The organism is Paenibacillus sp. LS-5 (assembly GCF_056121505.1).
Genome location: NZ_JBWAVA010000002.1, coordinates 154602 through 181262, shown reverse-complemented (window position 1 = coordinate 181262; position 26661 = coordinate 154602). Strand labels below are relative to the sequence as shown.

25 protein-coding genes and 1 other RNA gene are annotated in these 26661 nt (G+C 48.4%); 6 read left to right on the top strand and 20 right to left on the bottom strand.

Annotated features, from left to right (window positions below):
* Positions 1-121: 121 nt before the first annotated feature.
* From AC0MA3_RS04100 to AC0MA3_RS04085, 4 genes are all read right to left on the bottom strand, one after another.
* The gene (locus AC0MA3_RS04100) at positions 122-1846 is read right to left on the bottom strand and encodes a peptide ABC transporter substrate-binding protein (protein WP_474655263.1); all 1725 of its coding nucleotides are present in this window, start codon (positions 1844-1846) and stop codon (positions 122-124) included.
* A 150-nt stretch (positions 1847-1996) separates the two neighbouring features.
* Positions 1997-2377: a DUF3397 domain-containing protein gene (locus AC0MA3_RS04095; protein ID WP_474655439.1), complete on the bottom strand. Its 381-nt coding sequence runs from the start codon at positions 2375-2377 to the stop codon at positions 1997-1999.
* A 12-nt stretch (positions 2378-2389) separates the two neighbouring features.
* Complete coding sequence (locus AC0MA3_RS04090; protein WP_474655438.1) at positions 2390-3385, bottom strand: ketopantoate reductase family protein; 996 nt, start codon at positions 3383-3385, stop codon at positions 2390-2392.
* 125 nt (positions 3386-3510) lie between these two features.
* Entirely contained in the window at positions 3511-4161 is a 651-nt protein-coding gene (locus AC0MA3_RS04085; RefSeq protein ID WP_379161204.1) for an RsfA family transcriptional regulator, read from the bottom strand.
* Between the two features lie 346 nt (positions 4162-4507).
* Here AC0MA3_RS04085 and AC0MA3_RS04080 point away from each other — a divergent pair, with 346 nt between their 5' ends.
* Together AC0MA3_RS04080 and AC0MA3_RS04075 are read left to right on the top strand one after the other, a co-directional pair.
* Positions 4508-4744 carry a DUF2626 family protein gene (locus AC0MA3_RS04080; RefSeq protein ID WP_074112261.1) on the top strand — a complete coding sequence of 79 codons (237 nt, stop codon included), beginning with the start codon at positions 4508-4510 and terminating at the stop codon, positions 4742-4744.
* 176 nt (positions 4745-4920) lie between these two features.
* On the top strand, positions 4921-6057 hold the full coding sequence (locus AC0MA3_RS04075) for a coiled-coil domain-containing protein (RefSeq protein WP_474655262.1): 1137 nt from the start codon (positions 4921-4923) through the stop codon (positions 6055-6057).
* Here the strand turns inward: AC0MA3_RS04075 and AC0MA3_RS04070 are convergent.
* Positions 6049-7281 (bottom strand): extracellular solute-binding protein, encoded by a 1233-nt coding sequence (locus AC0MA3_RS04070; RefSeq protein WP_474655261.1) that lies wholly within the window; start codon positions 7279-7281, stop codon positions 6049-6051. The genes AC0MA3_RS04075 and AC0MA3_RS04070 overlap by 9 nt on opposite strands.
* 488 nt (positions 7282-7769) lie before the next feature.
* Complete coding sequence (locus AC0MA3_RS04065) at positions 7770-9101, bottom strand: PhoH family protein (RefSeq protein WP_474655260.1); 1332 nt, start codon at positions 9099-9101, stop codon at positions 7770-7772.
* A gap of 105 nt (positions 9102-9206) precedes the next feature.
* On the opposite strand from AC0MA3_RS04065, the gene AC0MA3_RS04060 reads away from it, so the two are divergent.
* Positions 9207-9797: a YhcN/YlaJ family sporulation lipoprotein gene (locus tag AC0MA3_RS04060; protein WP_474655259.1), complete on the top strand. Its 591-nt coding sequence runs from the start codon at positions 9207-9209 to the stop codon at positions 9795-9797.
* A 48-nt stretch (positions 9798-9845) separates the two neighbouring features.
* On the opposite strand, the gene AC0MA3_RS04055 is transcribed toward AC0MA3_RS04060, so the two are convergent.
* From AC0MA3_RS04055 to AC0MA3_RS04030, 6 genes are all read right to left on the bottom strand, one after another.
* The gene (locus tag AC0MA3_RS04055; protein WP_474655258.1) at positions 9846-10301 is read right to left on the bottom strand and encodes a PNPOx family protein; all 456 of its coding nucleotides are present in this window, start codon (positions 10299-10301) and stop codon (positions 9846-9848) included.
* 70 nt (positions 10302-10371) lie between these two features.
* A complete protein-coding gene (locus tag AC0MA3_RS04050) occupies positions 10372-11445 on the bottom strand; it encodes an LCP family protein (RefSeq protein ID WP_379161189.1) in 1074 nt (357 codons plus the stop codon).
* 82 nt (positions 11446-11527) lie between these two features.
* Positions 11528-11827 (bottom strand): YlaH-like family protein, encoded by a 300-nt coding sequence (locus AC0MA3_RS04045; protein WP_379161187.1) that lies wholly within the window; start codon positions 11825-11827, stop codon positions 11528-11530.
* Positions 11828-12122: 295 nt separating this feature from the next.
* The gene (gene typA, locus AC0MA3_RS04040; RefSeq protein ID WP_379161185.1) at positions 12123-13967 is read right to left on the bottom strand and encodes a translational GTPase TypA; all 1845 of its coding nucleotides are present in this window, start codon (positions 13965-13967) and stop codon (positions 12123-12125) included.
* Positions 13968-14218: 251 nt separating this feature from the next.
* Positions 14219-14731: a hypothetical protein gene (locus AC0MA3_RS04035; protein WP_474655257.1), complete on the bottom strand. Its 513-nt coding sequence runs from the start codon at positions 14729-14731 to the stop codon at positions 14219-14221.
* 205 nt (positions 14732-14936) lie between these two features.
* Entirely contained in the window at positions 14937-15596 is a 660-nt protein-coding gene (locus tag AC0MA3_RS04030) for a TerC family protein (protein ID WP_379161181.1), read from the bottom strand.
* Positions 15597-15791: 195 nt separating this feature from the next.
* Between AC0MA3_RS04030 and AC0MA3_RS04025 the strand changes: the two genes are divergently transcribed.
* Positions 15792-16472 carry a TerC family protein gene (locus AC0MA3_RS04025; protein WP_379161179.1) on the top strand — a complete coding sequence of 227 codons (681 nt, stop codon included), beginning with the start codon at positions 15792-15794 and terminating at the stop codon, positions 16470-16472.
* On the opposite strand, the gene thiI is transcribed toward AC0MA3_RS04025, so the two are convergent.
* The 6 genes from thiI to AC0MA3_RS03995 form a co-directional block, all read right to left on the bottom strand.
* On the bottom strand, positions 16469-17722 hold the full coding sequence (gene thiI, locus AC0MA3_RS04020) for a tRNA uracil 4-sulfurtransferase ThiI (RefSeq protein WP_474655437.1): 1254 nt from the start codon (positions 17720-17722) through the stop codon (positions 16469-16471). The two genes, AC0MA3_RS04025 and thiI, sit on opposite strands and share 4 nt — an antisense overlap.
* A gap of 48 nt (positions 17723-17770) precedes the next feature.
* The gene (locus AC0MA3_RS04015) at positions 17771-18922 is read right to left on the bottom strand and encodes a cysteine desulfurase family protein (RefSeq protein WP_474655256.1); all 1152 of its coding nucleotides are present in this window, start codon (positions 18920-18922) and stop codon (positions 17771-17773) included.
* A gap of 136 nt (positions 18923-19058) precedes the next feature.
* Positions 19059-19769, bottom strand: coding sequence for a lytic transglycosylase domain-containing protein (locus AC0MA3_RS04010; RefSeq protein ID WP_474655255.1), 711 nt, complete (start codon positions 19767-19769; stop codon positions 19059-19061).
* A 185-nt stretch (positions 19770-19954) separates the two neighbouring features.
* Entirely contained in the window at positions 19955-20356 is a 402-nt protein-coding gene (locus AC0MA3_RS04005) for a hypothetical protein (protein WP_379161174.1), read from the bottom strand.
* 12 nt (positions 20357-20368) lie between these two features.
* Positions 20369-20653, bottom strand: a complete 285-nt coding sequence (locus tag AC0MA3_RS04000; protein WP_474655254.1) for a DUF1540 domain-containing protein — start codon at positions 20651-20653, stop codon at positions 20369-20371.
* Between the two features lie 104 nt (positions 20654-20757).
* Positions 20758-21255: a YpuI family protein gene (locus AC0MA3_RS03995; protein ID WP_379161172.1), complete on the bottom strand. Its 498-nt coding sequence runs from the start codon at positions 21253-21255 to the stop codon at positions 20758-20760.
* Between the two features lie 209 nt (positions 21256-21464).
* On the opposite strand from AC0MA3_RS03995, the gene AC0MA3_RS03990 reads away from it, so the two are divergent.
* Positions 21465-23348: a S8 family peptidase gene (locus AC0MA3_RS03990; protein WP_474655253.1), complete on the top strand. Its 1884-nt coding sequence runs from the start codon at positions 21465-21467 to the stop codon at positions 23346-23348.
* On the opposite strand, the gene pdxR is transcribed toward AC0MA3_RS03990, so the two are convergent.
* Positions 23345-24784, bottom strand: coding sequence for a MocR-like pyridoxine biosynthesis transcription factor PdxR (pdxR, locus tag AC0MA3_RS03985; protein ID WP_474655252.1), 1440 nt, complete (start codon positions 24782-24784; stop codon positions 23345-23347). The two genes, AC0MA3_RS03990 and pdxR, sit on opposite strands and share 4 nt — an antisense overlap.
* Before the next feature lie 97 nt (positions 24785-24881).
* Here pdxR and AC0MA3_RS03980 point away from each other — a divergent pair, with 97 nt between their 5' ends.
* The gene (locus tag AC0MA3_RS03980) at positions 24882-26117 is read left to right on the top strand and encodes an aminotransferase-like domain-containing protein (protein ID WP_474655251.1); all 1236 of its coding nucleotides are present in this window, start codon (positions 24882-24884) and stop codon (positions 26115-26117) included.
* Between the two features lie 115 nt (positions 26118-26232).
* Here the strand turns inward: AC0MA3_RS03980 and rnpB are convergent.
* Positions 26233-26646, bottom strand: an RNA gene (gene rnpB, locus AC0MA3_RS03975) — RNase P RNA component class A.
* Positions 26647-26661: the final 15 nt, after the last annotated feature.

Here is a 26661-nt window from a genome sequence, read left to right as displayed (position 1 = left end):
ATTAACAAAAATCCGCAAATACAAAAAAAAGGGATATATATGGAATTCCACATATATATCCCGAAGTGTACTGCTAACTTCAGACGACTAACTATTTAATTAATTTTCTGAAGTTTGAATCTTAGTGTTCAAGCAGGTAAGAACGGGTGAAGTCAATTGCACCACTGAAGTCAAGAGATACGCCTTTGAGGTATTCTTTAGTCAGGGAGTTGTTTGTGTAGTAGTAGATAGGCATCAGGACCATATCATCCTGGATCAGCATTTTTTCAGCTGCAGCAAAGTCTTCTTGGCGTTTTGCCAGGTCGGAGCTTGCTTTTGCATCAGCAATCAGTTTGTCATATTCAGGGTTAGCGTAACCAGTATCATTGTTACCGCCGCCTGTTACCCACATATCCAGGAAAGTCATTGGATCATTGTAATCCGCAGTCCAGCCGGCACGAGCAACCTGGTAGTTCAGGTTTTGACGGTTGTCAATAAATACAGCCCATTCTTGGTTCACTGTGTTTACAGTAATACCCAGAGCTTGTTTCCACATATCAGCGATAGCCAGGGCAATTTTCTTGTGGCCTTCACTTGTGTTGTAAGACAGTTCTACTGGAGGCAGTGTAGTCAGACCTTCTTCTTTCAGACCTTCTGCAAGCAATGTTTTAGCTTGTTCAATATCTTCTTTGAAGTAATCATCTTTAACTGCGTTACGGTATTCACCGTCAGCGCCAGCGATACCTGGTGGCACATAACCGAAAGCTGGAAGCTGTCCGCCCAGAGTTACATTGTCGATAAGAGCTTGACGGTTAATCGACATTGCGAGTGCTTTACGGATCTTAGCGTTGCTGAAAGGTTTTTCAGTAGTGTTGAATTCATAGTAGTAAGTAGCAGCGATTCCCTTGGAGACAAACTCGTTAGGAAGCTCTTTTTTGACGATAGGAAGCTGTTCTTGCGGAATTTCACCATGAGGTGCGCCTGCACGGTCAAGTTCTCCGTTTTTGTAGCTCAGCAATTCAGTTGCACCACTGTTAACAATGGAGAAATCGATTTTGCTAAGTTTAATGGAAGCTGCATCCCAATATTTATCATTCTTAGTAACTTCGATAGATTGACCAGTAGTCCAGCCAGTCAGTGTGAAGGCACCATTGGTAACCATAGTGTCTTTGTTAGTTGCCCATTTAGGATTACCCTCAACGGATTTGTGTACTGGGTAATAAGTATAGAAGGACAGAAGGCCAAGGAAGTAAGGTGTTGGAGCTTTCAGCGTAACTTCAAGAGTTTTTGCATCAATAGCTTTTACGCCCACTTGATTGAAATCTGTAACTTTCTTTGTGTAATATTCTTCAGCGTTCTTCAGGTAGTACAATTGGTATGCATATGGTGCAGTAGGGTCTGTGTTAGGGTCGAGCACGATTTTCCATGCGCGAACGAAGTCTGCAGCTTCTACAGGGTCGCCATTGTTCCATTGAGCATCACGCAGGTGGAAGGTATATACCAGACCGTCAGCGGAAATGTCCCACTTCTCAGCAATACCCGGCTCAGCTTGACCAGTTTCGTCATTCATGCGGGTCAAACCTTCATACATAGTTTTCAACAGCGTATTTGCTTGGCTGTCTTGAGCTTGTGCTGGATCAAATGTAGGTGGTTCTGCAGTCAGGTTGACTCTAAGTGTCTGATCAGCGGCCAATTTCTCGTCACCAGTTGCGGTGCCTGTGTTCGTGCTGCCTTCATTGCCTGCTGCGTTTGTTGCCGCAGCGTTGTTGCCTTTGTTTGCATTGTTGTTTCCGCCGCAGCCAGCAAGCACTGTGCCGATAACAAGAACCATTGCAATCATGAGCAATAGACTTTTACTCTTCTTCATCTAGCAGTTCCCCCTAAATAGAATGTGGTATATGGTTTATGATTATACAACCAGTGGTCAAAAAAATCTAGAGCAATATTTTCTGAAAACACTTTTTTTTGAAAAGTTAAAAATTTTGTGACATTGACGCTTCACCGGAGCAATGGAACATTACATGGCTTGTGATATGTAACGGATAAGGCCTACGACCATAAATAGTACATACATGGTACCCATAAAAAAGAATGAAAGTCTCCAAACTGCCCGAAGTAACCGTTTTCCGTCGACATTTCCCTTTAGGCGGTTTTGGGCGCCTCCAAGCAGTCCAGCGGATATTAATACAATAAGTAGTATAAGGTATAACCCGAACCGTGAGTCAAAGATGTTATTGAATAAGGCAGATACTGAAAAAAATAAAAATACTGTAGTAATATCCATTGCCAGTAAAAAAGTATTTCTTCTTTCTTTTCTGAGGCCAATTCCTATGAAATATACGATCAAAAAAGGAACAACCGGAATAACGCTTAAAGAAATGAACGAATTCCGCAGCAATTCCAAACAGCCTCACCTCTCCTTCACATTCATGCCTTCTACCATCCGGCAAATCCAGCGGTGTAAAGGGACCGCAATACCAGCTCTATCCGCCATTGCCACAATACTCCCATTAATCCAGCGGATTTCTGTATCTCTGGACGCTAGAACATCAGCGAGCATAGATGAGATGTTGCCAGATGTTGCCCGGCAAACGTCAATTATGCCCTCCCATGCTTGAACATCAACCTTGATACCGCTGGCTTCATATACGGAGGTGGCTTCCAGGTACAGTTCTTTCATTAACTGTATTCGTTCCTCGGAGACAATCAGCTCCCCGTTCTGAATGCGCCAGATCGCTGTAAGCGGGTTAATCACAGCATTGAATAGCAGCTTCCGGTAAATCATGGTATCCACTTCTTTCGACACCAAAGTCCGGAATCCTGCTGCTGTAAGAGCATGAGTCAAACGTATTGCCGCTATATCGTCCTCCTTTAGGGTAACCTTTGGTTCATTTGAGATTTTGTTTCCTCGTTTCCCTATAAATGTTTCCCCAAGTCCTGTATGAATAACCTCTGTTAATGTTTTCCTCTTGGCTGCTTCGGTCGTCACTGCAGCCCAGACTGAAGCCTCCGGCAAAAGCTCCTGGAGAAGCTCCACATGTCCAATACCGTTCTGAAAGCAAATGACTTGGAGTCTCGTGTGCCGAAGAGGCGCCAGAATCTCTGGCAGCATATTGTGAAACGCATTCTGCTTAAGCATTATTGCTGTCCATTCACCAGGCTGCCGGAGGATCGTATCCCCGTAACCGCTAATGGGTCCAACCTGAAAGCTAGTGCCTTGGAGATGTTGGGATAGATTCCCGTTCTCGTAACTTACGGTGATTCCTGACCTCGACAATTCTTCCGCCTGTTCCTCGCTCCGGCACCATAGTCTGACCTCTGCGCCGGATAGAATCAGCTTGCCGGCCAGTAAAAGACCGAGTGAGCCTGCACCGATCACATCTATTTTCATGCTGTCACCTGCCATCTTGTACACAATTTCCCTCATTATATCCTTTCTTCCGAAAAAGAAAAACAAGCATAATCCATGCAAAAAACCCGCAAACGCTGGCGGTTAGCCTCTGCATGCGGGATTTAGAAAAATATTTATGTTTATTCAATCCGTTCCAAATTACCGTTGGCATCCATTTTGAATCTTGTCTTCATTTCTTCTTCTTCTTCATTAAGGAAAGCAAGTCTCCGCGCCCGGTCCATAATCTGAATTAATGCCTTGTAATCATCATTGACTACTCGGTAGTCACTTTGGGCCAGATTGACCTCTTTGGACAATCTTTCATTTTCTACCCTCAGCTCTGTTAATTCATCTTCTTTCTCGCGTAAATCCCTCTCAAGCATTTTCAGCTGGCGGCCTGCCTCCTGAAAGCTGCCCTTCCATTGCCTTAAGAAGCGGATTACGGCATCAATGGACAAAGAGTTCTCGCCTAGCCCCTCACTGCGGCTGTATTCCTCTTCCATGTCTCCAAGAATGAGACTTGCTACCTGTGCGCCCCTGGCGGAAGGCTGTTTCTTCAAATAATTCCGCTTCTGGCGTTGGCTCTTGGCAATACCAATTGCATCTTCATAGCTCTTGCGAACACAGCTGTTCCAGCGAAATCCGCATGCGGCCGAGGTTCTGCCGATTTTTTCGCCTACCTCTTCAAAAGCAGCAAGCTGTGTGCTGCCTTCACGGATATGACGCAGCGTTATTTCGGCCAATATCAAATCATCTTCCGCGCTCCAAGCATCCTGTCTAACGGCTGTCATAAAGCCAAACCCTCCTAACAACATCATGAAATAACCATCTTCATAACCGGCAGCTCCGCCGGATAGTGAATAGGATAAAAGCTGCTTACTCCATTTCTATGCCTCTATTAGAGTTCATAGAATCTATTTGATACTAAATTGTATTTCCATTTTGGCTAAACCTCATACTTGCTGTACTATAAAATATCCACTTTCAAAATATCTGGGCCGAGTCTATAACAAAAATCATAATTATCTCAAAAAAACAGCATTTTTTTAATGAATTCGTTTACACCGTTTGCTTCAGCCGTTATAATATAACTACAAATAAGAAATTGCCGGATACATACAGGAGGGAGATGTTCTCTTGGACCGCATGTTTCGAGTCTTGGGTTTTTTTACGCTTGTGATTGGACTTATGGCTTTTGCCGGGAATTTAACGGAGATGGCTCTACTCTTTTTTCTGCAAACCGCTTTTTTCGTGATCCTCGGATATATGAAGTTTACTGAGAAGACCTATATTCTGCTTTTTTGGGGATATATGATTCTTACATTTACGGGCTTCAGCTACTGGACGATCTTCGAAATGGGATTGCCGCTGTAAGTTCCACTAATTTATTAAATATAGTAACGGAGGCTGTTCCTTTTTTTATGGAGCGCTTCCGTTTTTTTGTGCATACGCAGTAGGTCTTGGACAGAAAAGAGGGTATGATATTTTAGCAGGGCTAATCATAATAATAGTACATACATATCCTGATATCTTAATAAGGTGGTGGAGTGGTGAAATCCCGCAACAATCGAAGCCGGTTTACTTGTGTACTCCTTATCCTTCTCTGCTTCACTGTGCTGCCGCTGATGCCCCCTCATTTTTTGAGTGCTGATCCTGGAACTGGACTGTCTGGCGTTTCTCCTCCTGTCATGCCTGACAACGAGGTCACCCGTAAGCTACTGGAACAGACGTTATCCTCGGCAGAAATTGAGCAGGAAATCTCGCGGATCACCGCTGAGCAGAAGACTCTTGAGGAAAAGGCATCACTTCTGGAAAAAAGGGCTGTTTCTCAGCAAAGCGCAATACAGAATCAGCGGGAACAAGCCGGCGCTATAATCCGATCTTATTATATGGGAGATAGAGATGGACTCCTGGCAGCGGTTCTTTCCGCTAAAAGTATTGGCAGATTACTGGCCTTATATGATTATTATGAGATTATTATAGGAAGAGACCGTGACATTTTGTCTCAATATGAAGCGGAGTATAAGAAGTTAAAAGCAACACTTACCGCAGCACAGCGCAGTTCAGAGGAGCTTCTAACGCTCAAAACAGCTTTGGAGCAGCAAAAAGAACGCATCGCGGCACTGCATGAAGATATTGACAAGGGCATTCAATCCAGCAGTGATCCGGCTAGTATGAGCGCCTTATTGGAGGAGTTCACCAAATATTGGGAAAATATCGGGGTTCACGAAGTCAAAACTTATTTCAAAGCCTTGTCTTCTGCTATGAAGCAGTTGCCTGAGTTCGTTCAAAGCCGGGACGGGATTTTGACCCGTAAAGGAATGACTTATAATCTGGCCTTAAAGGAAGCTGATCTGAATGAATTCCTCATCTCGCAGAATGAACTTTTCAAGGATTTTGCCTTTCAGTTCAATGACAATGAAGTAACAGCTTCCGGTAAAAGCGGCGGATTATCGCTCACGCTGACCGGCCATTACACCATTCAGGAGGAACCGGTTAACGGATTGATGTTCCATGTCGATCATGTCGTATTCAATGGCCTCGAGTTACCCGATACTACGCGAAAGGCCTTGGAGGAAGAATTCGACCTGGGGTTCTATCCGGCCAAAATCGTCTCTTTCCTCCGTGCAACTGAGGTGAGCAGCCAGGACGGTGTGCTGCATGTGAAGCTCTCGCTCTCATTCTGAGGACTGTGCCACCGCAGCAGCGTATCCTGCCGGATCTATCTCGCCTGTCAGTAGTTGTGTTACTGCCAGCGACAATGCTGTCCAATCGCCTGCTGATTCACTCTTCAGATTTGTTTCGTCTCCCAGCAGCAACCCGGGGTCAAACGGAAGCTTTACACGCTCTGGCAGTCCGGTACGGTATATCTCATCGAGTGCCGGAAGACGTCCTGTATTCTCCAGCCAATCCAGTTGCTCCATGCTGGAGGTCACATAGGACAGCCAATTAACTGCTTCCTCCGGATTACCGGATTGTGCTGGGAGTGCGAAGAAACGGCTGTAGATCGCTTCATACCCTGACCCGCTGCCTGTAGTTAGCGGCGCTTCCGCGGATAGTGAAGAATTCCCGTGCTTCTGCCACTCCGAGAGCGGGAGGGCTGCAACTGCAAGTTTGCCTTCTTGAAGCATACCCCAAATATCAGTGTTTGTACGGCTGGTGAGAAAAAAATAGCTGCCTGCGTAATGGGTCCATTCCAGCAGAGCAGGACTGACCGATCGAAGACTTCCGCCCATGCTTGCCAGAACTGCTGAATAGCCGTAGGGGTTACGAGTATCCATCGCTAGCAGATAGCGCTGTTTGTCGGGGTGCTCACGAATCACCTTAAGCAGCTCATTCCACTGCTCCAGACTTCCGGGCAACTCTGTAATCCCTAGTTCCCTGAGCCGTTGCGGTGAATACACAAGCACATAGGGGTCAATATCAAGAGGAACACCCCAGTCATAACCATTCCACTGCACTTGAGGAATCAGAGTGGTCAGTGGCGCACTTCCAGGTACACTCTGATATATATCTATTGGCAGCAAGTAACCTTGCGTCGCCAATTCTATGATTCTGCGGCCATCGGTCATAATAATATCAGGGCTCTGGCCAATCGTCAGATCCTGCTTCAGAATATCATCAGCCTTATCACTATCCACATTGCTCAGGATTACCCGGGTGCCGTTGGACAAGCTATAGTTATTGCTGATCCGCTGCAGTTCGTTAAATTCCTCACTGCTCATGGATACCTGGATGCTCAAAGTTTGAATAAGATCTTTATTTCCAGCTTCGGAATGCTCCAACGGATTGAGCGGCTGCTTCATCGGGTAGGTATCGTCACTGGTATCCAGCTCCATGCTGGGGGATAGGCTTGTCAGCGACAACAATAAAATAGCAAACAATAGCCAGTAGTTTCTCCTTCTCAGCACGTGTTTTCTCCTCCAGCCCTATGACTCTTCTCCCCCATTTTACCAGATGCTTCACTTCTTGTCTGCCGCGTTGAAAACGTTCTCTTCTATTATATAGGTGAGAACGGCAAGAGCCATTGATTCTCTTGACGAGCCTGAACGCTCCCCATGCGGATTATTCTTTCGATCGCTGTTGTCACCGGAATTATTGAATCTGATTTCGCGGTGCAAATCCGGGGACAAAGGCGAACACTCCGTTTCTCCAGAACAATTCCGCTCTCTCCGCTAACGGCTCTACTGACACAAAAATCCCCCGCCGTTCCTTTCGGGGGCAGAATGGCAAACAGCCGGGAATGACCTCCCGGCTGTTTGCTGTAAATTGCAGCCCTGCTGGAGCAGCGGGGCTGCTGAAGGGCACTGTCATTTGCACGTACACTAATATGCGCACAGGAAACAATGGATTTCACAAAGTGCAATATGGGCCTTGATTCTAGCATAAGTCCAAAACATCACAGCAAGTCGGCAGCCAACTGGGCCAGGTGTGAACGCTCGCCCTTTTCAAGGGTAATATGTCCGCTTATGCCTTGTTGCTTGAACTTCTCCACGATATAGCTGAGTCCGTTGCTTGCCGCATCCAGATACGGATGGTCAATCTGCTCCGGGTCGCCCATGAGGATGACTTTACTGCCCTCCCCGGCTCTGGATACGATCGTCTTCACCTCGTGGCGGGACAGATTCTGTGCCTCATCAATGATAATAAATTGAGACGGGATCGAACGTCCGCGAATATAGGTTAGAGCCTCCACTTGAATACTGCCTAGGCCCATCAATATTTTATCGATATCGCCGGACTTTTTCGTATCGAACAAAAATTCCAAATTATCATAAATCGGCTGCATCCACGGACGCAGCTTTTCGTCCTTCTCACCTGGCAGGTATCCGATATCCTTACCCATCGGCACCACCGGACGGGCGATCAGCAGTTTCTTATACTTATGCTCGTCTTCCACTTTAAATAATCCGGCAGCCAGAGCCAGCAAAGTTTTCCCTGTTCCAGCTTTACCAGTGATAGTAACCAGCGGGATATCGTCATTGAGGAGCAGCTCCAGCGCCATCCGCTGTTGCGCATTGCGGGCACTGATTCCCCATACCGCATCATTCCCTAGATATAGCGGCTCCAGACGGGAAGCATCGTTGTTGACTTTGAGCAGGGCCGACTTGCCGCTGCCAATCTCATCCTTAAGAATCACAAATTCATTCGGATACAAGGAATAGGACAAGGACAACTGTTTGACGGACAAGGAACGGTGGCTGTAATATTCATCAATTAGTGAAGGATGAACCATCAGCGATTGAGAGCCAGAATACAGCTCATTCAAATCACCCGTACGGTCAGATAAATAATCCTCCGGTGTAATACCAAGTACATCCGCTTTAATGCGGACGAGCACATCTTTACTCACGAGCACCACAGGTCTCGGTTCAGCTTTTTCATTCTCCTCATGGAGATAATTAAGTGCGACAGCCAATATCCGGTTGTCATTGGAGACTTCACCGAACATTTCTTGTACCTTTACGAAGCTGCGGTGGTTAAGTTCTACCTTCAGCGTGCCTCCATGCTCCAGTACCACGCCGCTGTGCAGGTGGCCGAGTTCACGAAGTCCGTCTAATAAGCGTGACACGGTGCGGGCGTTGCGGCCGATTTCATCGGCATTACGCTTCTTGGAGTCGATTTCTTCCAGGACTACTGCCGGAATGACAACTTCATGCTCCTTGAAAGCAAAAATCGAATTGGGGTCGTGCAAGAGCACGTTGGTGTCTAGTACAAATATCTTTTTCATGTTATCCCCTCCACAGCGCCTGGTTTGATTGGTCATACATAACTCTTTTCAGCAAGGGTAAGCTAAGGTAAAGACTTGATCTTTCGCTGAAAGGAGTACGCACATATGAGAAAATCAATGTGTCTGTTGCTGGTACTGCTGCTGCTGACAAGCTGCGGTATCGCTAATAAAGAGTCATCACCCTCTCCTCAGGATAAACAATCGGCAAATGATTTGAGCAGCCAGGGGAACCGAAAAGTACAGAAATTATCGGATACAGGAAGAACTATTTCTCCTGTACCTACCTCGCAGGCCGGGCAACCTTCTGGCACCAGAGGTGAAAGCGATATTGCCCTGAAGGACCATTATGAGCGACTCGCCAAAAGAGTTCCCGGTGTAAAAGGCGCTCACTGCGTTGTGATGAATAATGTCGCTGTGGTAGGCATTGATGTGGATGGAAATCTTACCCGCTCACGCGTCGGAAGCATTAAATATTCCGTGGCAGAAGCCATCCGTAAGGATCCGAGAAGCAAGGATCCAAGAAGCGTAAAAGCGTTCGTCACTGCTGATATGGATGTATCCAGCAGACTTGCAGAAATGGGCCGCCACATCAGTAAAGGGCATCCGGTATCCGGTTTTGCCGCCGAGATGGCAGATATCATCGGACGTATTATTCCGCAGCTTCCCGAAGATACCAAGACCAAAGGCAATCAATAGAAGCTGTCTTGCTTCGCGGATTTGGACAAAAAAAGCCTAGTGAGATCATCACTGGGCTTTTTGCATGGCGGCAAATACCTGTCCGTCCAGCTTATCAGCCGCACGTTCATCGTATACCTTCGCATATTTTGGGGCGGACTCCAGCTGTGCGCCATAGAATAACGCATTGCGGACCGCTTCAATTTCAATATCAAAACAACACATCTTGAATGGAACATCAGAGAGCGGATCCTGCCTCACGGATGCACGGCCGTTAATGGCATGAACAGTACCCTCACCAAAGACAGTAATAGTAACCAGCGGATTCACCTTCATGTTGTTCACAAGTCTGGAACGGTGGTCAACTGCAAGCCGCACAATGGAAGGGCTCACTGCATAGATCCAGGAAATGGAGGTGGACGTTGGTCCCCCGGATTCCGCATCCACAGTGTTCAGTAGAACAAAAGTTTCCGATTGCAGCATGGTAAGCAATGTTTCATTAAGCTGTGCAACGGCTTCAGACATAAGTACAGGCCCCCTATGCAGCTTGGATGCATTCAATTTATTATATTATAGCACATGCCCGAACTTGCATTCAATTTTGTGAGGCTGGTGTAATACCGGCAATACGGTCCTGCAGACTTTTCTTGGCGGCGTCCAGCTCTTCATCGTTAATATATACATAGGGACTGCGCCATGTTCCGGTCACGGGTTTGAATTCAATGTTCTCCTTGGAAATTTTCCAATAGGTTGAGATCAAATTTTTGATCTGTGCATTCTCGATATCCGTCTTCATGTTATCATCCACAGCATCGAGCACCTTACCTATCTTCAGAACACCGCCCAGGGATTGCATCTGTCCAACTAGTGAATGCAGAACTTCGTTCTGGCGCTTGTTGCGGTCAAAGTCATCTGACGCCTTGGTCTTCGGGCTGCAATTCGATTTACGGTAACGCACGTAATCGAGAGCATCATCGCCATTCAACTGTGCCGGCCCCTTAGTCAGATTAATGTCCGTACCATCCACGCTGTCCGTGTAGCACATGTTTTCACTGATATTTACATCCACACCGCCCAATTCATCGACGACATCACGGAAGCCCTGGAAGTCAAGTACAGTCACATAATCCACATCAACGTCAAGGTATTTACCCATCATGGTCTTCATCTCGTCTTCTGCAAGAATACCTGAAGTCTTCTCCTTACTTTTGAACCGGGCATAAAATTCATTAATCTTGGTCTTCTTATACCCGCTAAGCTCAACATATGTATCCCTTGGAAGCGATACTACAGTAGCAGACTCCGTTTTGGGATTAAGCGTCACAACCATAATGACATCAGTCAAATTGGAAGGATGTTTCGGACGATTGTCTGTTCCCAGCAGCAGCATTGTGATGGGTTTCTCTGAAGCGGAATGTCCCGCCTGGACCGGCTGGTCCACACCAAAGCTTCCTTGTTCAAACTTCCAATACAGATAACCGCCATATCCGAGTGCAGCCAGGATGACAACAATGAGAAGAATCAACAATAATCTTCCCATTCTTGCCAACGCTCCGCGTTTCTTGACATTCTTCTTTGGCACGGGTCTAGCCGCGCTGTTCGGCTGCGGTCTGCCGTTTCTCTGATTCCCGCTCGATCTAGGAGGCAAACTGCCTTTATTTGTACTCATAATAGAATAAGGTCCTTTTCATATCATCTGGTATTCGATTGCTCACTCTGTATTAGACGAATTCAAGCGGCAAAAGTTGCGGTTACTGGCGTTTGCCCGCTGCTGCAGCCGCTTTACGTCTCTGCCGGGCCTCTACCATGTAGCGGACCCGAACTAGCAGCATAAGCCCTACAGCCACAAGCAGACATTGTATAATTGGCAGCTTGTCGTGCTGGAAGATGAGTAGCATGCCCGAGCCCACAGCCATCATCAGATACAGCATAATTTCCTTGCCGATAGAAAGCTTCTGATTCACACGGAAAACACGGTTATACACATACGTCAGTAAAATAAAAATCACGATATAAGCGATCATTGGATGCTCAGCGAACCAGATCTGCAAAGCTCGTCACTCCCTCCGGGATAAGTTCGCTTACATTATAACATTCAACAGGCTTTTATACCGCAATAATCCTAAGAATTTGAGGGAATTCATAACAGCATTGCCCAAGTGGAAACGGCTTCGCCGTCCTTTTAAGGATGGTATCCGTTTCAGCGAGAAATATAAGGATAATTTATAGCGTGAAACATATAAATTCTTATATTTAAATCAAAAACCGCCGGAATATTCCGGCGGCTTATAAGAAGAACGGAGTGCTGTACTTTGGCAGAACAAACAACCATTCGTTCAGATCAAGTTAGGCTTGGCTGGCTTGCGCCGCTTTACGCTGTTTTTCCACACGTTCGCGTTCGCCCTTATTCAGGATCTTTTTACGCAAACGGACAGATTTAGGTGTGATTTCACAATATTCATCATCGTTCAGATACTCAAGTGCACCTTCCAGTGAGAACAGACGAGGGGTCTTCATCTTCACTGTTTCATCCTTCGTTGCCGAACGGACGTTGGTCAACTGCTTTTCTTTGCAGATGTTGACGATGATGTCGTTATCGCGGGTATGTTCACCTACGATCATGCCTTCATAAATTTCAGTACCTGGCTCCAGGAAGAGAATACCACGGTCTTCCACGCCCATCATGCCGTAAAGAGTAGTATTTCCAGTCTCACTGGATACAAGCACGCCCTGATGGCGTCCGCCAACCTGACCACCGATCAGTGGAGCGTAGCTGTCAAACGCATGGTTCATTACACCATAGCCGCGTGTCAGCGTCAGGAAATACGTATTGTAACCGATCAGACCGCGTGCAGGAATCAGGAATTCCAGACGAACCTGTCCGGTTCCGTGATTGATCATGTTGACCATTTCCGCTTTGCGAGTACCCAGACTCTCCATTACGGCTCCCATGCTTTCTTCCGGGATATCGATCATCAGACGCTCAAGCGGCTCCATTTTGGCACCGTCAATTTCCTTAACGATAACCTCAGGTTTGGATACCTGCATTTCATAGCCTTCACGGCGCATATTCTCGATCAGAATCCCCAGGTGAAGCTCACCGCGTCCAGAGACGATAAAGGCATCCGGGCTATCGGTTTCCAGTACGCGCAAGCTCACGTCGGTTTCCAGCTCTTTGAAGAGACGTTCACGCAGCTTACGGGAAGTCACCCATTTACCTTCTCTGCCTGCAAAAGGACTGTTGTTCACGAGGAACGTCATTTGCATAGTTGGTTCATCAATCTTCAGGACAGGCAGCGCTTCAGGGTTCGCCGGATCGGCAATAGTCTCACCGATGTTGATATCCTTAATGCCGGCAATAGCCACGATGTCGCCTGCGCCCGCTTCTTCTGTTTCGACACGCTTAAGACCCTGGAATCCGAACAATTTCTCGATACGGGCTGTTTTGCTCTTGCCGTCGCGCATGATGACAGTAACGGATTGCCCTTGTTTAATTATGCCACGGTTCACGCGTCCGATAGCGATACGTCCTAGATATTCATTGTAATCCATCAAGGTTACAAGGAACTGCAGAGGTTCTTCAACCTTTTCAGTTGGAGCCGGGATATGCTGGGTAATTGTTTCGTACAGTGCAAGCATGGTTTCATCCTGCTTCTCAGGGTCCATACTGGATGTACCGTTAATTGCGGAAGCATAAACAACCGGGAATTCCAATTGGTCGTCACTGGCTTCGAGCTCAATGAACAGATCCAGAACTTCATCAATAACTTCCTTCGGACGTGCAGCCGGACGGTCAATCTTGTTCACGACAACGATAGGTGTCAGGTGTTGTTCCAGTGCTTTGCGCAGAACGAATTTGGTCTGCGGCATGCAACCTTCATATGCATCAACAACCAACAGTACACCGTCAACCATCTTCATGATACGTTCTACTTCACCGCCAAAGTCGGCGTGTCCAGGGGTATCTACGATGTTGATCAGGAACTCTTTATAGGTGATTGCTGTATTTTTGGCTAGGATGGTAATTCCGCGTTCCCGCTCCAGATCGTTCGAGTCCATGGCCCGTTCTTGAAGGTGCTCGTGCGCGCTGAAAATCCCTGACTGCTGCAGAAGCTGATCGACGAGTGTTGTTTTACCATGGTCTACGTGGGCAATGATCGCAATATTGCGGATATCTTTTCTTGAATGCATGATTTGTATCCAAATCCTCTCATTTATCAAATTAAAAATGTTTAAATTTATAGCTTGTCGCGGCAATCTCACAAAAGAAGCGCCAGGCAGAAAGCCGACGCTTCAACATATCCTTAATATTATAGTGAAAGCACCATGAAAAGCAAGTCTTTTTATGAAAAAACGGTTTCCATCTCCGTTTAATTTTGCTAAAGTTGCATTCGGGCAATTTGCCCGTTCCTTCTTGGAACCTGTTTGGCCGGAAATCCGTCTTACCAGCCTCCGTTCCACTTTTTGTGTCCTCCCGGTTTGCCCCGTCCAAAGATTAGCCAGGCACCAGCCGCAACCAGTATAGCTCCCAGCAAATAAAGTGCTCCCGTACCCAACATACTGAAAATCAGCAGCATTAGGCTTAGCAGCCCCAAAATGACAGCTGTAGTTGTAAGTCCGCCGTTCCGTCCAGAGGAATAGAGTGAATACTCATACAGTCCGACAGCAATACCCAGCAGCAGCAGCGGCCACAGATGAGCCATCAGTCCCCAGCCCCACGTATTGCATAAGCCCAGCAGCAGTCCGTACACGGTCAGAATCCCAGCTGGCAGCAGCACTGATGCTGGAGCCCGGCGGCTGAAGAAAAGCACATGAAGGAACAGGCCGGGTACCAGAATTACGAGTGGCCATAAGGTTCGCCCGAGAAAACCGAACACTCCCAGCTTTCCGAACAATATCACAATGCCCGCGGCGAATATAAATATACCCAGTTTCGCATCGTTTTTGGAAGACATTATCCACCCATCCCTTCAAAAATTCATGTTTTTTTCTCTCAGAGCCGCCAATAAGATACCTAAGTATGTGACAGGATTCTCTTTATATTTTATCTGAAAAAATAACAAAACACCATCATTCTTCTTATTATGGGTTCCCACGGCAAAGAGACTGGGCCAAAGCTGTTGCACAGCTCTGACTCAGCCTCCAATGATTACGGGAGTTCTACTTAGCCGATAAGATTACGCGCCTGAGCAAGCCCGACATCACAACAGTGACTCCGAGCAATAACGGTAGCAGAGAGTGTAAAGATGGCAGCAGGAAGGAAATCACCGCACCAAATTTGGCATCCTGCAGCAGCATATCTCCTGCCGTATAGGCGAGGATATACGCCCCGATGTAGATCAGCACAGGGAACCGGTGTAACCAGCCCACGATAATTCCGCTGCCCCATACTACAATCGGAATGCTGAGAGCGATACCGATCACAATCAGCGCTAGATCCCCTTTAGCCACACCTGCAATGGCCAGTACATTGTCCAGACTCATAATAAAATCAGCAAGCAGGATAGTGCGGATGGATTTCCATACGGATGAGCTCTCCGCAACCCGGACGTCCTCTTCCTCCTCCAGCAGCAGCTTGAACGAGATCCAAAGCAGCAATATACCCCCGCCGGCCTCAATATAAGGGATCTTCAACAGCAGCACTGCAGCAAAAGTCAGTAGACATCGCAGCACAACAGCACCTGCAGCCCCCCACCAAACTGCCAGCTTGCGGTGCTGCTCAGGCAAATTTTTACTGGCCATTGCGATGACCATTGCATTATCTCCGCTCAGCACGAGATTGATCATCAGTATTTCACCAAGCAGCAATAAAGAATCCATTCACTTCAGCCTCCCCGAACTGCATGTATTTACATGTATGTCCAAGGCGGGCAAGCTATGCTTCATGGGCAGGCTTTTTTGTAAGTTACGAATGTCCGGCGTTTTTTTAGCGTATACAACACTATACTGTTCCGATGGTAAATGCCTATTACCTGCTTAAGCTGTAACAAACAAAACAATAGGAGTGACACGCTCTTGAACACATCCGCTTTGGATTTCATATTGCCGCTGTTGAATATTATTTTTCTGGATCTGATTCTGGCGGGTGATAATGCCATTGTCATTGGCCTGGCTGCACGGAATTTACAAGGCGCAACACAGAAAAAGGCGATATTGCTGGGTACAGCAGGAGCTGTGGCACTGCGGATTATCGCCACCGTTCTTGTAGTCTGGCTACTTAAGATTCCCTGGCTGTTGCTGTTCGGGGGCCTGCTGCTGATTCTAATTGCTTATAAACTGCTGACCGGAGATAACGAGGATCCAAAAATCCAGGCAGGAGGAACACTCTGGTCGGCGGTGCGGACTATCATAATCGCAGATGCTGCAATGGGTCTGGACAATGTAATCGCGATTGCCGGAGCGGCCAATCATAATATCGTGCTGGTAGTACTGGGGCTGCTCATCAGCGTTCCGATTGTAGTCTGGGGCAGTACTCTTTTCATTAAGCTGATGGGCCGGTATCCCTGGATTATTTATATCGGTTCTGCTGTCCTGGGCCTGACTGCCTCAAGCATGATCACCGAAGAGCAGCGGATCGGTCCTTTTGTAGAGAAGCATCCGCTGCTGAGAGTTCTTTTTATCCTATTGGTGATTGGGGGAATCCTTGCGGCCGGGCATTGGAAACGAGTCAGGGAGCACCCCCTTCCTTCAGACTAGAACCATTCCTCCTGAAGCACTGCTTCCGCAGGAACTACATCCGTTGGCTTCTCATCTCCGTAGGGGGTTATAGTAATTGTCTCTGTTCCCGCTACCGCCGCATCTAGAAGCGCACTGTAGCCTGGAAGGGTGGCTTCAATTTTGTCCACGATCCGCAGGTTGGGATTAGTCGTCGGCGATTTGGGGACAAACAGCGTGCAGCAATCCTCGTAGGGAAGGATGGAGAGTTCATAGGTGCCGATGGTTTTGGAGATGTCCACAATCTCACTCTTATCCATCATCACAAGAGGACGCAGCAGTGGTAGCTGGGTTGCCCGGCCGATTACATTCATGCTGGAAAGCGTCTGGCTGGCAACTTGGCCCAGACTTTCTCCCGTAACGAGGGCCAGTGCTCCCTCCTGCTCAGCCAGCCTAGATGCAATCTTCAGCATGGCCCGGCGCATCAAGGTAACAATCAGGTTATCCTGCCCGATACCTGTAAAAGAGGTCTGCACCTCCGTGAACGGAACAAGATGCAGCTTGATGACCCCTGCATATCTTGACAGCACCCGCGTCAGATCTACGACTTTTTGCCTGGCCAGCTCGCTGGTATAGGGAAAGCTGTAGAAATGGACACATTCGATTTCGAGGCCCCGGCGCATGGATGACCAGCCCGCGGCAGGACTGTCAATACCGCCGGACAGCAGCAGCATGGCTTTGCCGTTGGTGCCCAGAGGGAACCCTCCAACACCGGCAATATTTTCACAGAAAATAAAGGTATGGCCTTCCCGGATTTCAATCCTCAGCTCCATCTGGGGTGACTTCACATCCACAACCAGACCTGGATAGCCTTGAAGAAGCGGCGTCGAAATCAGCTTGTTCATTTCTATTGAGCCAAAGGGAAATCCTTTCCATACCCGGCGTGCATTCACCTTGAAGGTTGTGCCTGCTGCCGGAGCAGCAATCTGCAAGAAATTCCGGCTGACTGACAAAATATCATCAAACTCCGATAATGAAACTTTTACCGGGCTTATCGAAGCAATACCAAAAACATTGCGAAGCACAGCGATCAATTCCCCTGCGGGTTCCCCGTTCAATTGTACATAAATGCGCCCGAACTCCTTGCTTAAGCTCACCTTCGGAAAGGGCTTGACCAATTCCCGCACATGGCGAAGCACTGTTTTCTCAAACCGCGTGCGGTTTTTGCCTTTTAGGATAAATTCACCGAACCGTAGCATCAGCATGTCTGCATATTCACTACTTCTTATCATAGCGGTCCCGGATTCAGTTGCACATCCATTTTCTATCTCTTTCATGCTTTATTTCATGCCTCCTTCAACTTTCTTCAATGACTGTACTGCAGTCAGCAGCGCTTGTTCAAGCATGGCAACATCAGCTTCCGTATGACTGTCCCCCAGGCTGATCCGGATACCTCCAAGTGCCGCAGGCACGTCCTTGCCCATGGACAACAATATCCTGCTCGGTTCGGCAAGACGCGAAGAGCAGGCTGAACGGGTCGACACAGTCATCCCCAGCTCCTCCAGCTTGCGGGCAAGAACCTCTCCCTTCATGCCAGGGTAAGAGAAATGGACAATATGAGGGGCTCCGTCCTCTCTGCTGTTCAGAACTAGCTCTGGGATATCCGAGATAAAATGCAGCAGCCGGTTACGAAGCGGAATCAGCCGTTTGCTTAGTTCTTCCCGTCTCTCACCGCTCATTCGCAGAGCCTTGGCCGAGGCCACTATTCCAGCTACATTCTCAGTTCCGGCACGGGTTCCATTCTCATGCGAGCCTCCCGTCAGAAGAGGAAACAGTGTTACTCCTTCTCTGACGACCAGAATGCCTGTACCGCGCGGTCCGCGGATTTTATGCGGAGAAAGACTGTAGAGATCAGCCTGCCACTCCGATAGCTGAGTCTCAAGCTTACCATATCCCTGCACCCCGTCCACATGGAACAAGGTCCGGCGGTTTGCAGCCTTGATCCTCTGTCCAATCTCCCGCAGCGGCTGTACGGTTCCAATCTCATTATTGACATGCATCACACTGACAAGCACCGTATCCGGACGGACGGCAGCGGAAATATCCGCCGGATCCACGATCCCCGAGCTTTGCGGCGCGATAAAAGTAACCTCCCAGCCCAGAGCTTGCAGCTGCAGGCAACTCTCAAACACTGAAGGGTGCTCCAACTGTGTCGTAACGATATGTCTCCCTCTGCCCTGATACTGCAAAGCTGCGCCTTTTATAGCCAGATTGTTGCTCTCGGTAGCCCCGGAGGTGAACAGAATTTCACCCGGCTGTACAGAAAGTGAGGCTGCACATACTTCTCTCGCGCGTGTAATAAGCCGTTCAGCTTCCACCCCCGCCCGGTGCAGGGATGAAGGATTGGCATAATGAACTCTCATAATTTGTTCCACGGTCTGCACCACCTCATCATAAGGAGGTGCTGCAGCGGCATAATCCCAGTACAGCATATATCGAAGGTCTCCTTTGTATCTCGTTCTTAAGCAAAACATGCAAGAATCTCCCTCAGGCCTATAAAGGGCGAAAAAGGATCAAACGGCCCTCGCCACCTCTGTGGCTTAAGGGTAACCCGTTTGATCCTTTTTATTATACCGCGTATTTCTCGCGGGCGCGTTCTATTTTGGTGATGTAAGCCTGGGTTTCCTTCGGAAGCTGCGACAAATTGGCCATCAGCTCCATATCATTACTTACTCCCAGTTTGTTCACCCGTCCCGGACCGGCATTATAAGCGGCCAGCGCCATATTCTCCTGCCCGTTATACCGTTTCAATTGATAGGATAGGTAACGTACCCCTCCGTCGATGCTCTGAGCCGGGTCAAAGGGATCCGATACACCCAGGCCATTCGCCGTTCCATCCATTAGCTGCATCAGACCTTTGGCTCCGGCCGAAGATACAACATTAGGATTAAAAGAAGACTCTGTATCAATAACCGCTTTAATCAGATCTACGGGAACCCCGTATTTCGTGCTTGCCGTCTGAATAAGATCTTCATAATCCGTAGGTTTCGTCTGCGTTATTTCCCCGGAAATGGAATTATAGGCTTCATCCACCCCGCCAAACTGCTGCCATAACAGTCCGCTTAAGGAGGAGCTGTCCATTGATGGTAATACTCTGCTGGTATCCCCGCTGTTATTCTGGAGTGCGTTCTCCTGGAGTAGGGCAGCAAATTCTGCTGACGAGCTTCCCGAAACTTCCGATTTGTGGGCGGCCCTTGTATCTTTAACCTGGGAAGAGCTTCTTAAATCGATCCATTTTAGCTGGCCGGTTCCGCCGCTAGTTACGGCATTAATTACCATTCTGAGCATTCCTTCTTTCACAGTCGTTATATATGTTAAGGTTCTCATTTCAAATTTAAAATACGCCTTTATTTTACAATTTCCACGCTATAATTGCTATATGTAGACACGAAAAAACAGACTTAAGACCTGCATAGTTAGGTCTTAAAGCCTGTTTCGAATCGGGCTTATACTGGATTATACGGCTAACGGGCAAAAGGAATCATAATAAAATAGCTGAGTGTAGATACAATCCCTAGTCCCATGGCCCACGCCCCTGCAGTTTTTTGTCCCTTGGCATACGCATAATAACCAAGCACTGCTGCAATGGGTCCCAAAATAATGGACCAGACAAACAAGGAGACTATTCCAAACCCCAAGCCCACATACCCGGTGGTCCGGCTATCCGTGTTTGTCCCGTCTTCTTTTTTGGCTTCTGTCCCTTTGATCAGCCCTCTATGCACATGAGCCGGCAACGGGCTGATCTCAGCGGCATATTCCTCATTAAGGTTTCTGTCCCGGCGGGGGTAATCTATTCTCCTCGGACGCAGAATTATTTTTTTGCGGGAATCTTGGTCCAGATTGGAATCTTCACTGCGCTTATCCATAGCGGTGTCCTCCTAATCCTTCGGCTTGAACGTTAGGCAACAGGTAGCAGAAGAAGTAGCCGCATGATCGTGATGGCCCTGATTCGTCATTTCTTCGGCATATTCTTCCATATATCCGCTGCCCGAGTGTTTGTCGATTTCGATCACAATCTGATCTGCACGGCAAAGGTTCTGCTCTCCCCAATAATTACAGTTGCTCACACTGCATTTCACAAGTGGTTTGGCGGTTGTCATCATTATCACCTCGGTTACATTATGTCCGTAGAAATCTGCCGCTATCCAGCAAAGGGTTTCCAATTGAACTCATGCACCTACCTCAGTTAAAAATCAAAAAAAGACCGCATCAGCCATATCCATGGCCAGTGCGATCCAGTTGTAACGGTATTCCACTTTCGTTCAGGCTACACCTGATTCTGCATGCGTTTCTCGGTCAAATAGTCATTTTCATAATAACTTAGATCATCCCGCAGTTCTTCATAGACCTTGGTAATATCCATGATAATGTCGCGGGCCGGACGTACCGGCTTTTTGCGGAAACGGATGGCATCTTGTCCTGTATAGGCATAACGTCCATCTTCGGAATAGCTTTCATTTTTGGGATAAAAGAAATTGTTCACCCCAAAATGATATACGTTATATAACGCCTTTTGCGCAAAGGCTTCATCAAAGGTGGCACGCCGTAAGGCAACCCCAAGCTTCTCATAGGACATTTCCGAGAACACCAGCAAATGGCGGAGATCGGACAAAAAGCCTTGATAAAAGAGCAGCGTTTCCTCATCTTCCTCTGTAGCCAGTTGCGGCAGCGCATGCTGATTCAGGAATAATTCCATTTTTCCGATTACGGATTTAAGCTTTTCTCTCGTCGTTTCACACAAATTCTGCACATTGGCTGCTGACATGGCGATTGCTCCCCCTTATTAGTCCTGGCTCATGTAGTTGAAATAAATTAACAATCATAGCGAGGTTTTCCAAGTGTTTTACTTAGTAAGCACTTACTTTCTGATATTAACATAAATCTTTGGACGACGGTATCCTTTTCTGCAATGCATAAAACCTCTGTCCACTCCGAAACCTATACCTATTACAATGCCATGAAGGAGCGGAAAATATGTTACGTAAAAATGCAATACTAGCCGGTCTGGTCACCGCTGCTTTCACCATAGCAGTTCTAACATTCACCTTTCGTTCTGATGGAGAGCCCAAGCTGAGACAAGCCTCCGTACCCAACCCTGCACAGGAAAAGACGATTAAAAAAACAGCACTTACGCAGGATGTCATCGCTACCGACCGTTTGAACAGAGTAGATGTCAACAGACACCTGAGAACGATGCTCTCCGAGACCCATGGTAAAATGCCCGGGGATATTTCAGCATATGCCAAACGACTGCAGCAGGGACACGGCCATATTACTATGCTGATGTGGATTGATTTCCGCACGCAGCAGACCCAGACTTTCAAATCGTCTCTTCCCGAAGGAAGCGAACAGGAGAACAAACAGCTCCTGAGGTACCTGAACACGGCAAAAGCCGCTATCAAGGGACATCAAGCCTATGAATCCCCTTCTTTTATTATCGGCAATAAAAAGTATTATTTCACCGCCCAGCGTGACCAGGAAGGCCATTATGGGGTCATCGCCCTGATCCATCAAAGAATACTGGACCGGGTGGCTGAGCACCAGCTCAAGAATCTGCGGCTGATTCCGTATCCGAAGGAAGGCAAATACCGCGTTGAATCGGTCCATGCCGATACCCTGAAGGAACTCACAGTCAAAACCGGCCACGATAACGAGAATGCCAGTCACTATTACGAAAATGAAATTGTCGTCAGGTTTAAAAATGGCCACCCAACAGCAGGACAGCTGCAGACCATTGCCGCCGATATACGCTGCAAGGAGCCTCGGAAGCTGGGTTATGCCTACATTTTCCGCTCAGGGACAATGAACTACACCCAATTGAAAACCTATTTCTCCGGGAAGTGGCATCCGCAATATACAGAACCTCACTATATGTATTTAACCAATGATACCGTCAGCGAAAATACAGCCACAGTCATTACACCGAATGATTTGCTCTTTTCAACCTACCAGTGGAATCTGCCGGCGATTGAAACCGAACAGGGCTGGAATCTGACAAAAGGCAGCAAAAATATTATTGTCGCGGTAGTGGATACAGGGGTTCAGGCGAATCATCCGGACCTCAAAGGCCAACTTCTTGCCGGTTATAATGCCATAACGAATACTTCCCCTCCTGACGATGATGTAGGACATGGCACACATGTTGCGGGAATTATCGGAGCTTTGACGAACAATGAAGAAGGTGTGGCTGGCATCAGCTGGTACAACAAGATTCTCCCGGTAAAAGCGCTGGACAACTCGGGTGCAGGCACCACGTATTCCGTAGCTGAAGGAATCATCTGGGCAGCAGACAAAGGGGCCAAAGTGATCAACCTCAGTCTGGGCAATTATGCCGATTCGCAGTTTCTGCACGATGCGATTAAATATGCCTACGACCGCGATGTGGTTATTGTATCCGCCGCAGGAAATGACAACACCGAACGTCCAGGCTATCCTGCTGCCTATCCCGAAGTCCTTGCAGTTGCGGCAACAAATGCTACAGGTGAAAAAGCTTCCTTCTCCAATTACGGGGATTATATTGATGTCGCCGCTCCCGGCGAGAGCATCGCGAGCACATATCCCGACAACCAGTATGCGGCATTGTCCGGAACCTCAATGGCTAGCCCGCATGTAGCAGCACTTGCCGGACTGGTCCGTTCACTGAACCCGGCTCTAACCAATAAGGAAGTGATGACAATCATGACTTCAAGCGCCGTTGATCTGGGCGATCCCGGCCACGATAAGTATTACGGATGGGGTCAGGTGGATATCTATAAGACATTGCAGGCGGCAGGGGGAGGCGAGGTCCCGCTTCAGCTGTTCCCACAGCAAGTTGAACGGCAGCTCAATAGCCTCCGGCAGAGTCTCGGAAATAATTAACCCTGTGAACGGAGATGCTTGTCCAGCAAAATAAGGAACAGCTTCAGGCCACGTTCCATGTCGGCTTCCTTCATTTGCGAATAGCACAGGCGGATATGTCTTGAAGGCAGATCACCGGCATAACACACATCGCCAGGCAGAAAAGAAATACCTTCCTGCTCCGCCAGCTCATGGAGCTTTTCGATACCGGTCGCGGAAGGAAGCTGCAGCCAAAGGTTCAATCCGCCTTCGGGAAGAACCCATGTAACCCCAGAAGGGGCATACTGTTTCAGCAGCTTAGCTGCCTTCTCCATCCGTCCACGCAGAGCAGTCCGGAGCTTGCTGGCATAGCCGTCGTAGTTACGGGCAATGAACGGGAGTACTGCTCCCTGCGTAAGCAATGGACTCCCCAGATCACTGGCCGACTTGGCAGCGATGAGCCTGGACAGGATATTACCCTCAGCGGCTACACAGGCAATTCTGCAGCCTGGAGCAATGACTTTGCTGAAGCTTTTCATATATACCACATGCCCATCTTCGTCCATGGATTTGATCGAAGGAGGCGGTGGGGTATGAAAATACAGGTCGCTGAACGGATCGTCCTCCACTATGAGACAGCGGTAGCTGCGGGCAAGCTCCAGCAGCCGCTGTCTTCTTGTTAAGCTCATAGTGACACCGCTCGGATTCTGAAAAGTAGGATTCGTATAGATCAGTTTGGGCGGCCTGGTATCACAGAGCCGGGTCAGCACATCCACCCGCATCCCCTCATGGTCCATAGGCACGAAGATCATCTCCGCTCCCCTTCCGGCAAAAACATCTATTGCCCCTGTATAGCTAGGCGCTTCCAGATATACAGTGTCTCCCGGCCCCACAAAGGTTCGTGCCACAAGGTCAATCCCCTGCTGGGTTCCACTGGTAATCATCAGATCAGCGGAGCTTAGGTGAATGCCGCGTGGCTGCAAATGCCTGCGCATAATCTCCCGCAGCTCCGGATCCCCCTGGAAATTCCCATAGGAAGCCATCAACTCGGGCTGCTCCGTTACCAGTGCCGCCATGGTTGAGCCAATTGGCTCCAGCGGAAGCAGGTCACTATGAATCGCAGCCAGATGGAATGGGAATTCCACCCTGGAGTAATCAAAGTTGCGCCACAGCTGTGCACGCGGCAAATAATCATCATATTTATCCTGCCAGCGTGTCCCGTTCCCGGATCCGCTTGCCTCATGCTCAGCTACAAAGCAGCCTTTTCCCTGGTTGCATACAATGTGGCCCCTCTTTTCCAAATCGGTGTATGCTTTGCTCACAGTAACTTGGCTTACCTTCAGGGTAACTGCCAGTCTTCTTATGGAGGGCAGCCGGGTTCCCGGCTGCAGGAGCCCGGAAGTGATCCGCTGAGCCAGTGTATCACTGATTTGCTGCGGTAAGGCTTTGCTGCCGCTGCGGAGCAAATCGATATGCATTCTTCCGTCCTCCCAACTGTTATATTCAGCGCTTTACTGTTATACCGCTATGCCGTTATGATACAACAAAATCCAAGCAGCGGGGGCGTATTTTTTTATGAAGATTCATTATTCAACAGCCGCAGAACATCTGGGTTCCTCAGCAGTCCGTGAAATTCTCAAGGTAACGCAAGGAAGAAATATTATCTCCCTGGCTGGAGGGCTGCCCGGGGAAGAATTATTCCCGATGCAAGCGGTCCGTGATGCTTACAACAAGGCACTTGCTGCGGATACTTCAGCCCTTCAGTATGGCTTAACCGAGGGCTATCTGCCCCTTCGCGAACAAATCGCAGCCAGACTCACCGGGCAGGGAATTGCGGTGTCTGCTTCCGATATGATTCTGACTACAGGCTCGCAGCAGGCTCTGGATCTGCTCTGCAAAATCATGCTCGACCCTGGCGACCGTGTGCTTGTAGAAGCGCCTACTTATCTGGCCGCCCTTCAAGTACTCGGCTCTTACCGTGCGGACATCCGCACCGTCAAGAGTGACGAGCTGGGTATGCTCCCCGATCATCTCGAGGAGCAGCTTCGTACACAGCGGCCTAAGCTGCTGTACGCCGTTCCAACGTTCAACAATCCTTCAGGTGCCACCTGGAGCAAAGAACGCCGTGAACAGACTGTGGAATTATGCAGACGATATAATGTGCTTATTCTCGAAGACAATCCTTATGGTGATATCACCTTTGACGATGCTCCAGATGCTTATCCTCCTACACTGGCTGCCATTGACAGAAGCGGCGGGGGTGAATCCTGCGTGGTCTACACGGGTACCTTCTCCAAAATTGTTGCACCGGGACTGCGTACCGGCTGGATCATCGGACCTCCTGAACTGATCCAAGTCATCACCAAGGCCAAGCAGGCAGCGGATTTGCATTCCAGCGTAATTGACCAGAGGGCGCTGTCTGAACTGCTGCAAACCTTCGACCTTGAAGGGCATATCCGGCTGGTTTCCCGCGAATACCACTCACGGATGAAGCTGCTCTCCTGCGAGCTGAAATCCCGTAACTGGGAAGGCATTCACTTCCTTGAGCCGCGAGGCGGCATGTTCCTATGGTTGACACTGTCCAAGCACATTGACGCCGCACAGCTGCTCCCTTATGCTGTTGAGCAAGGTGTAGCCTTCGTACCCGGGGAGGTGTTCTATTCCGAACAGCCGCTAAAGAATACGATGCGTCTCAATTTCACCCATACGCCGCCTGAGCTTATACAGGTTGCCGTGCAGCGACTGGACGAAGCCCTGAATATTTACGCGCAAAGTACACAAATCTCGCGGCTGATTCCTCAAGCAGATTAATCTGTATTCCAAAAAGGATTCTTTATAGCGCACAGCATATATGTAACAAAAAGCGGCCCTCGATGAGGGCCGCTGTCTTATGATTAGCGATCAGTACAATCTATAAGTTGTCAGTTGGGAAAGTTTGCCGTAAGCCGGGTTCTGTGCTCGTCGTGGTTCAAACGGGAACTACCCTCCCACCATAAGCGACAATCATCTATCTAGGCCGTACATTACTGCACAGCTCCAGCGACCAACCTAGACACGCCTCAGGCGAAGGCTGCTTCTTCCGTTAGGAGAAGCTGCGTCTCATTAGGTCTTGCTCCAGATGGGGTTTACCAGGAACGAAGTCACCAGCGTTCCTCGGGGTCTCTTACACCTCGGTTCCATCCTTGCCTGTGCCGCCCGAAAGCGGCCATCGGCGGTCCATTTCTGTGGCACTATCCTTCGGCTCGCGCCGACTGGACGTTATCCAGCACCCTGCCTTGTGGAGCCCGGACTTTCCTCCCGTGGCGTCTTCACGCGCACCGGCGATTGTCTGTCAAACTTTCCTGAACAACATTGT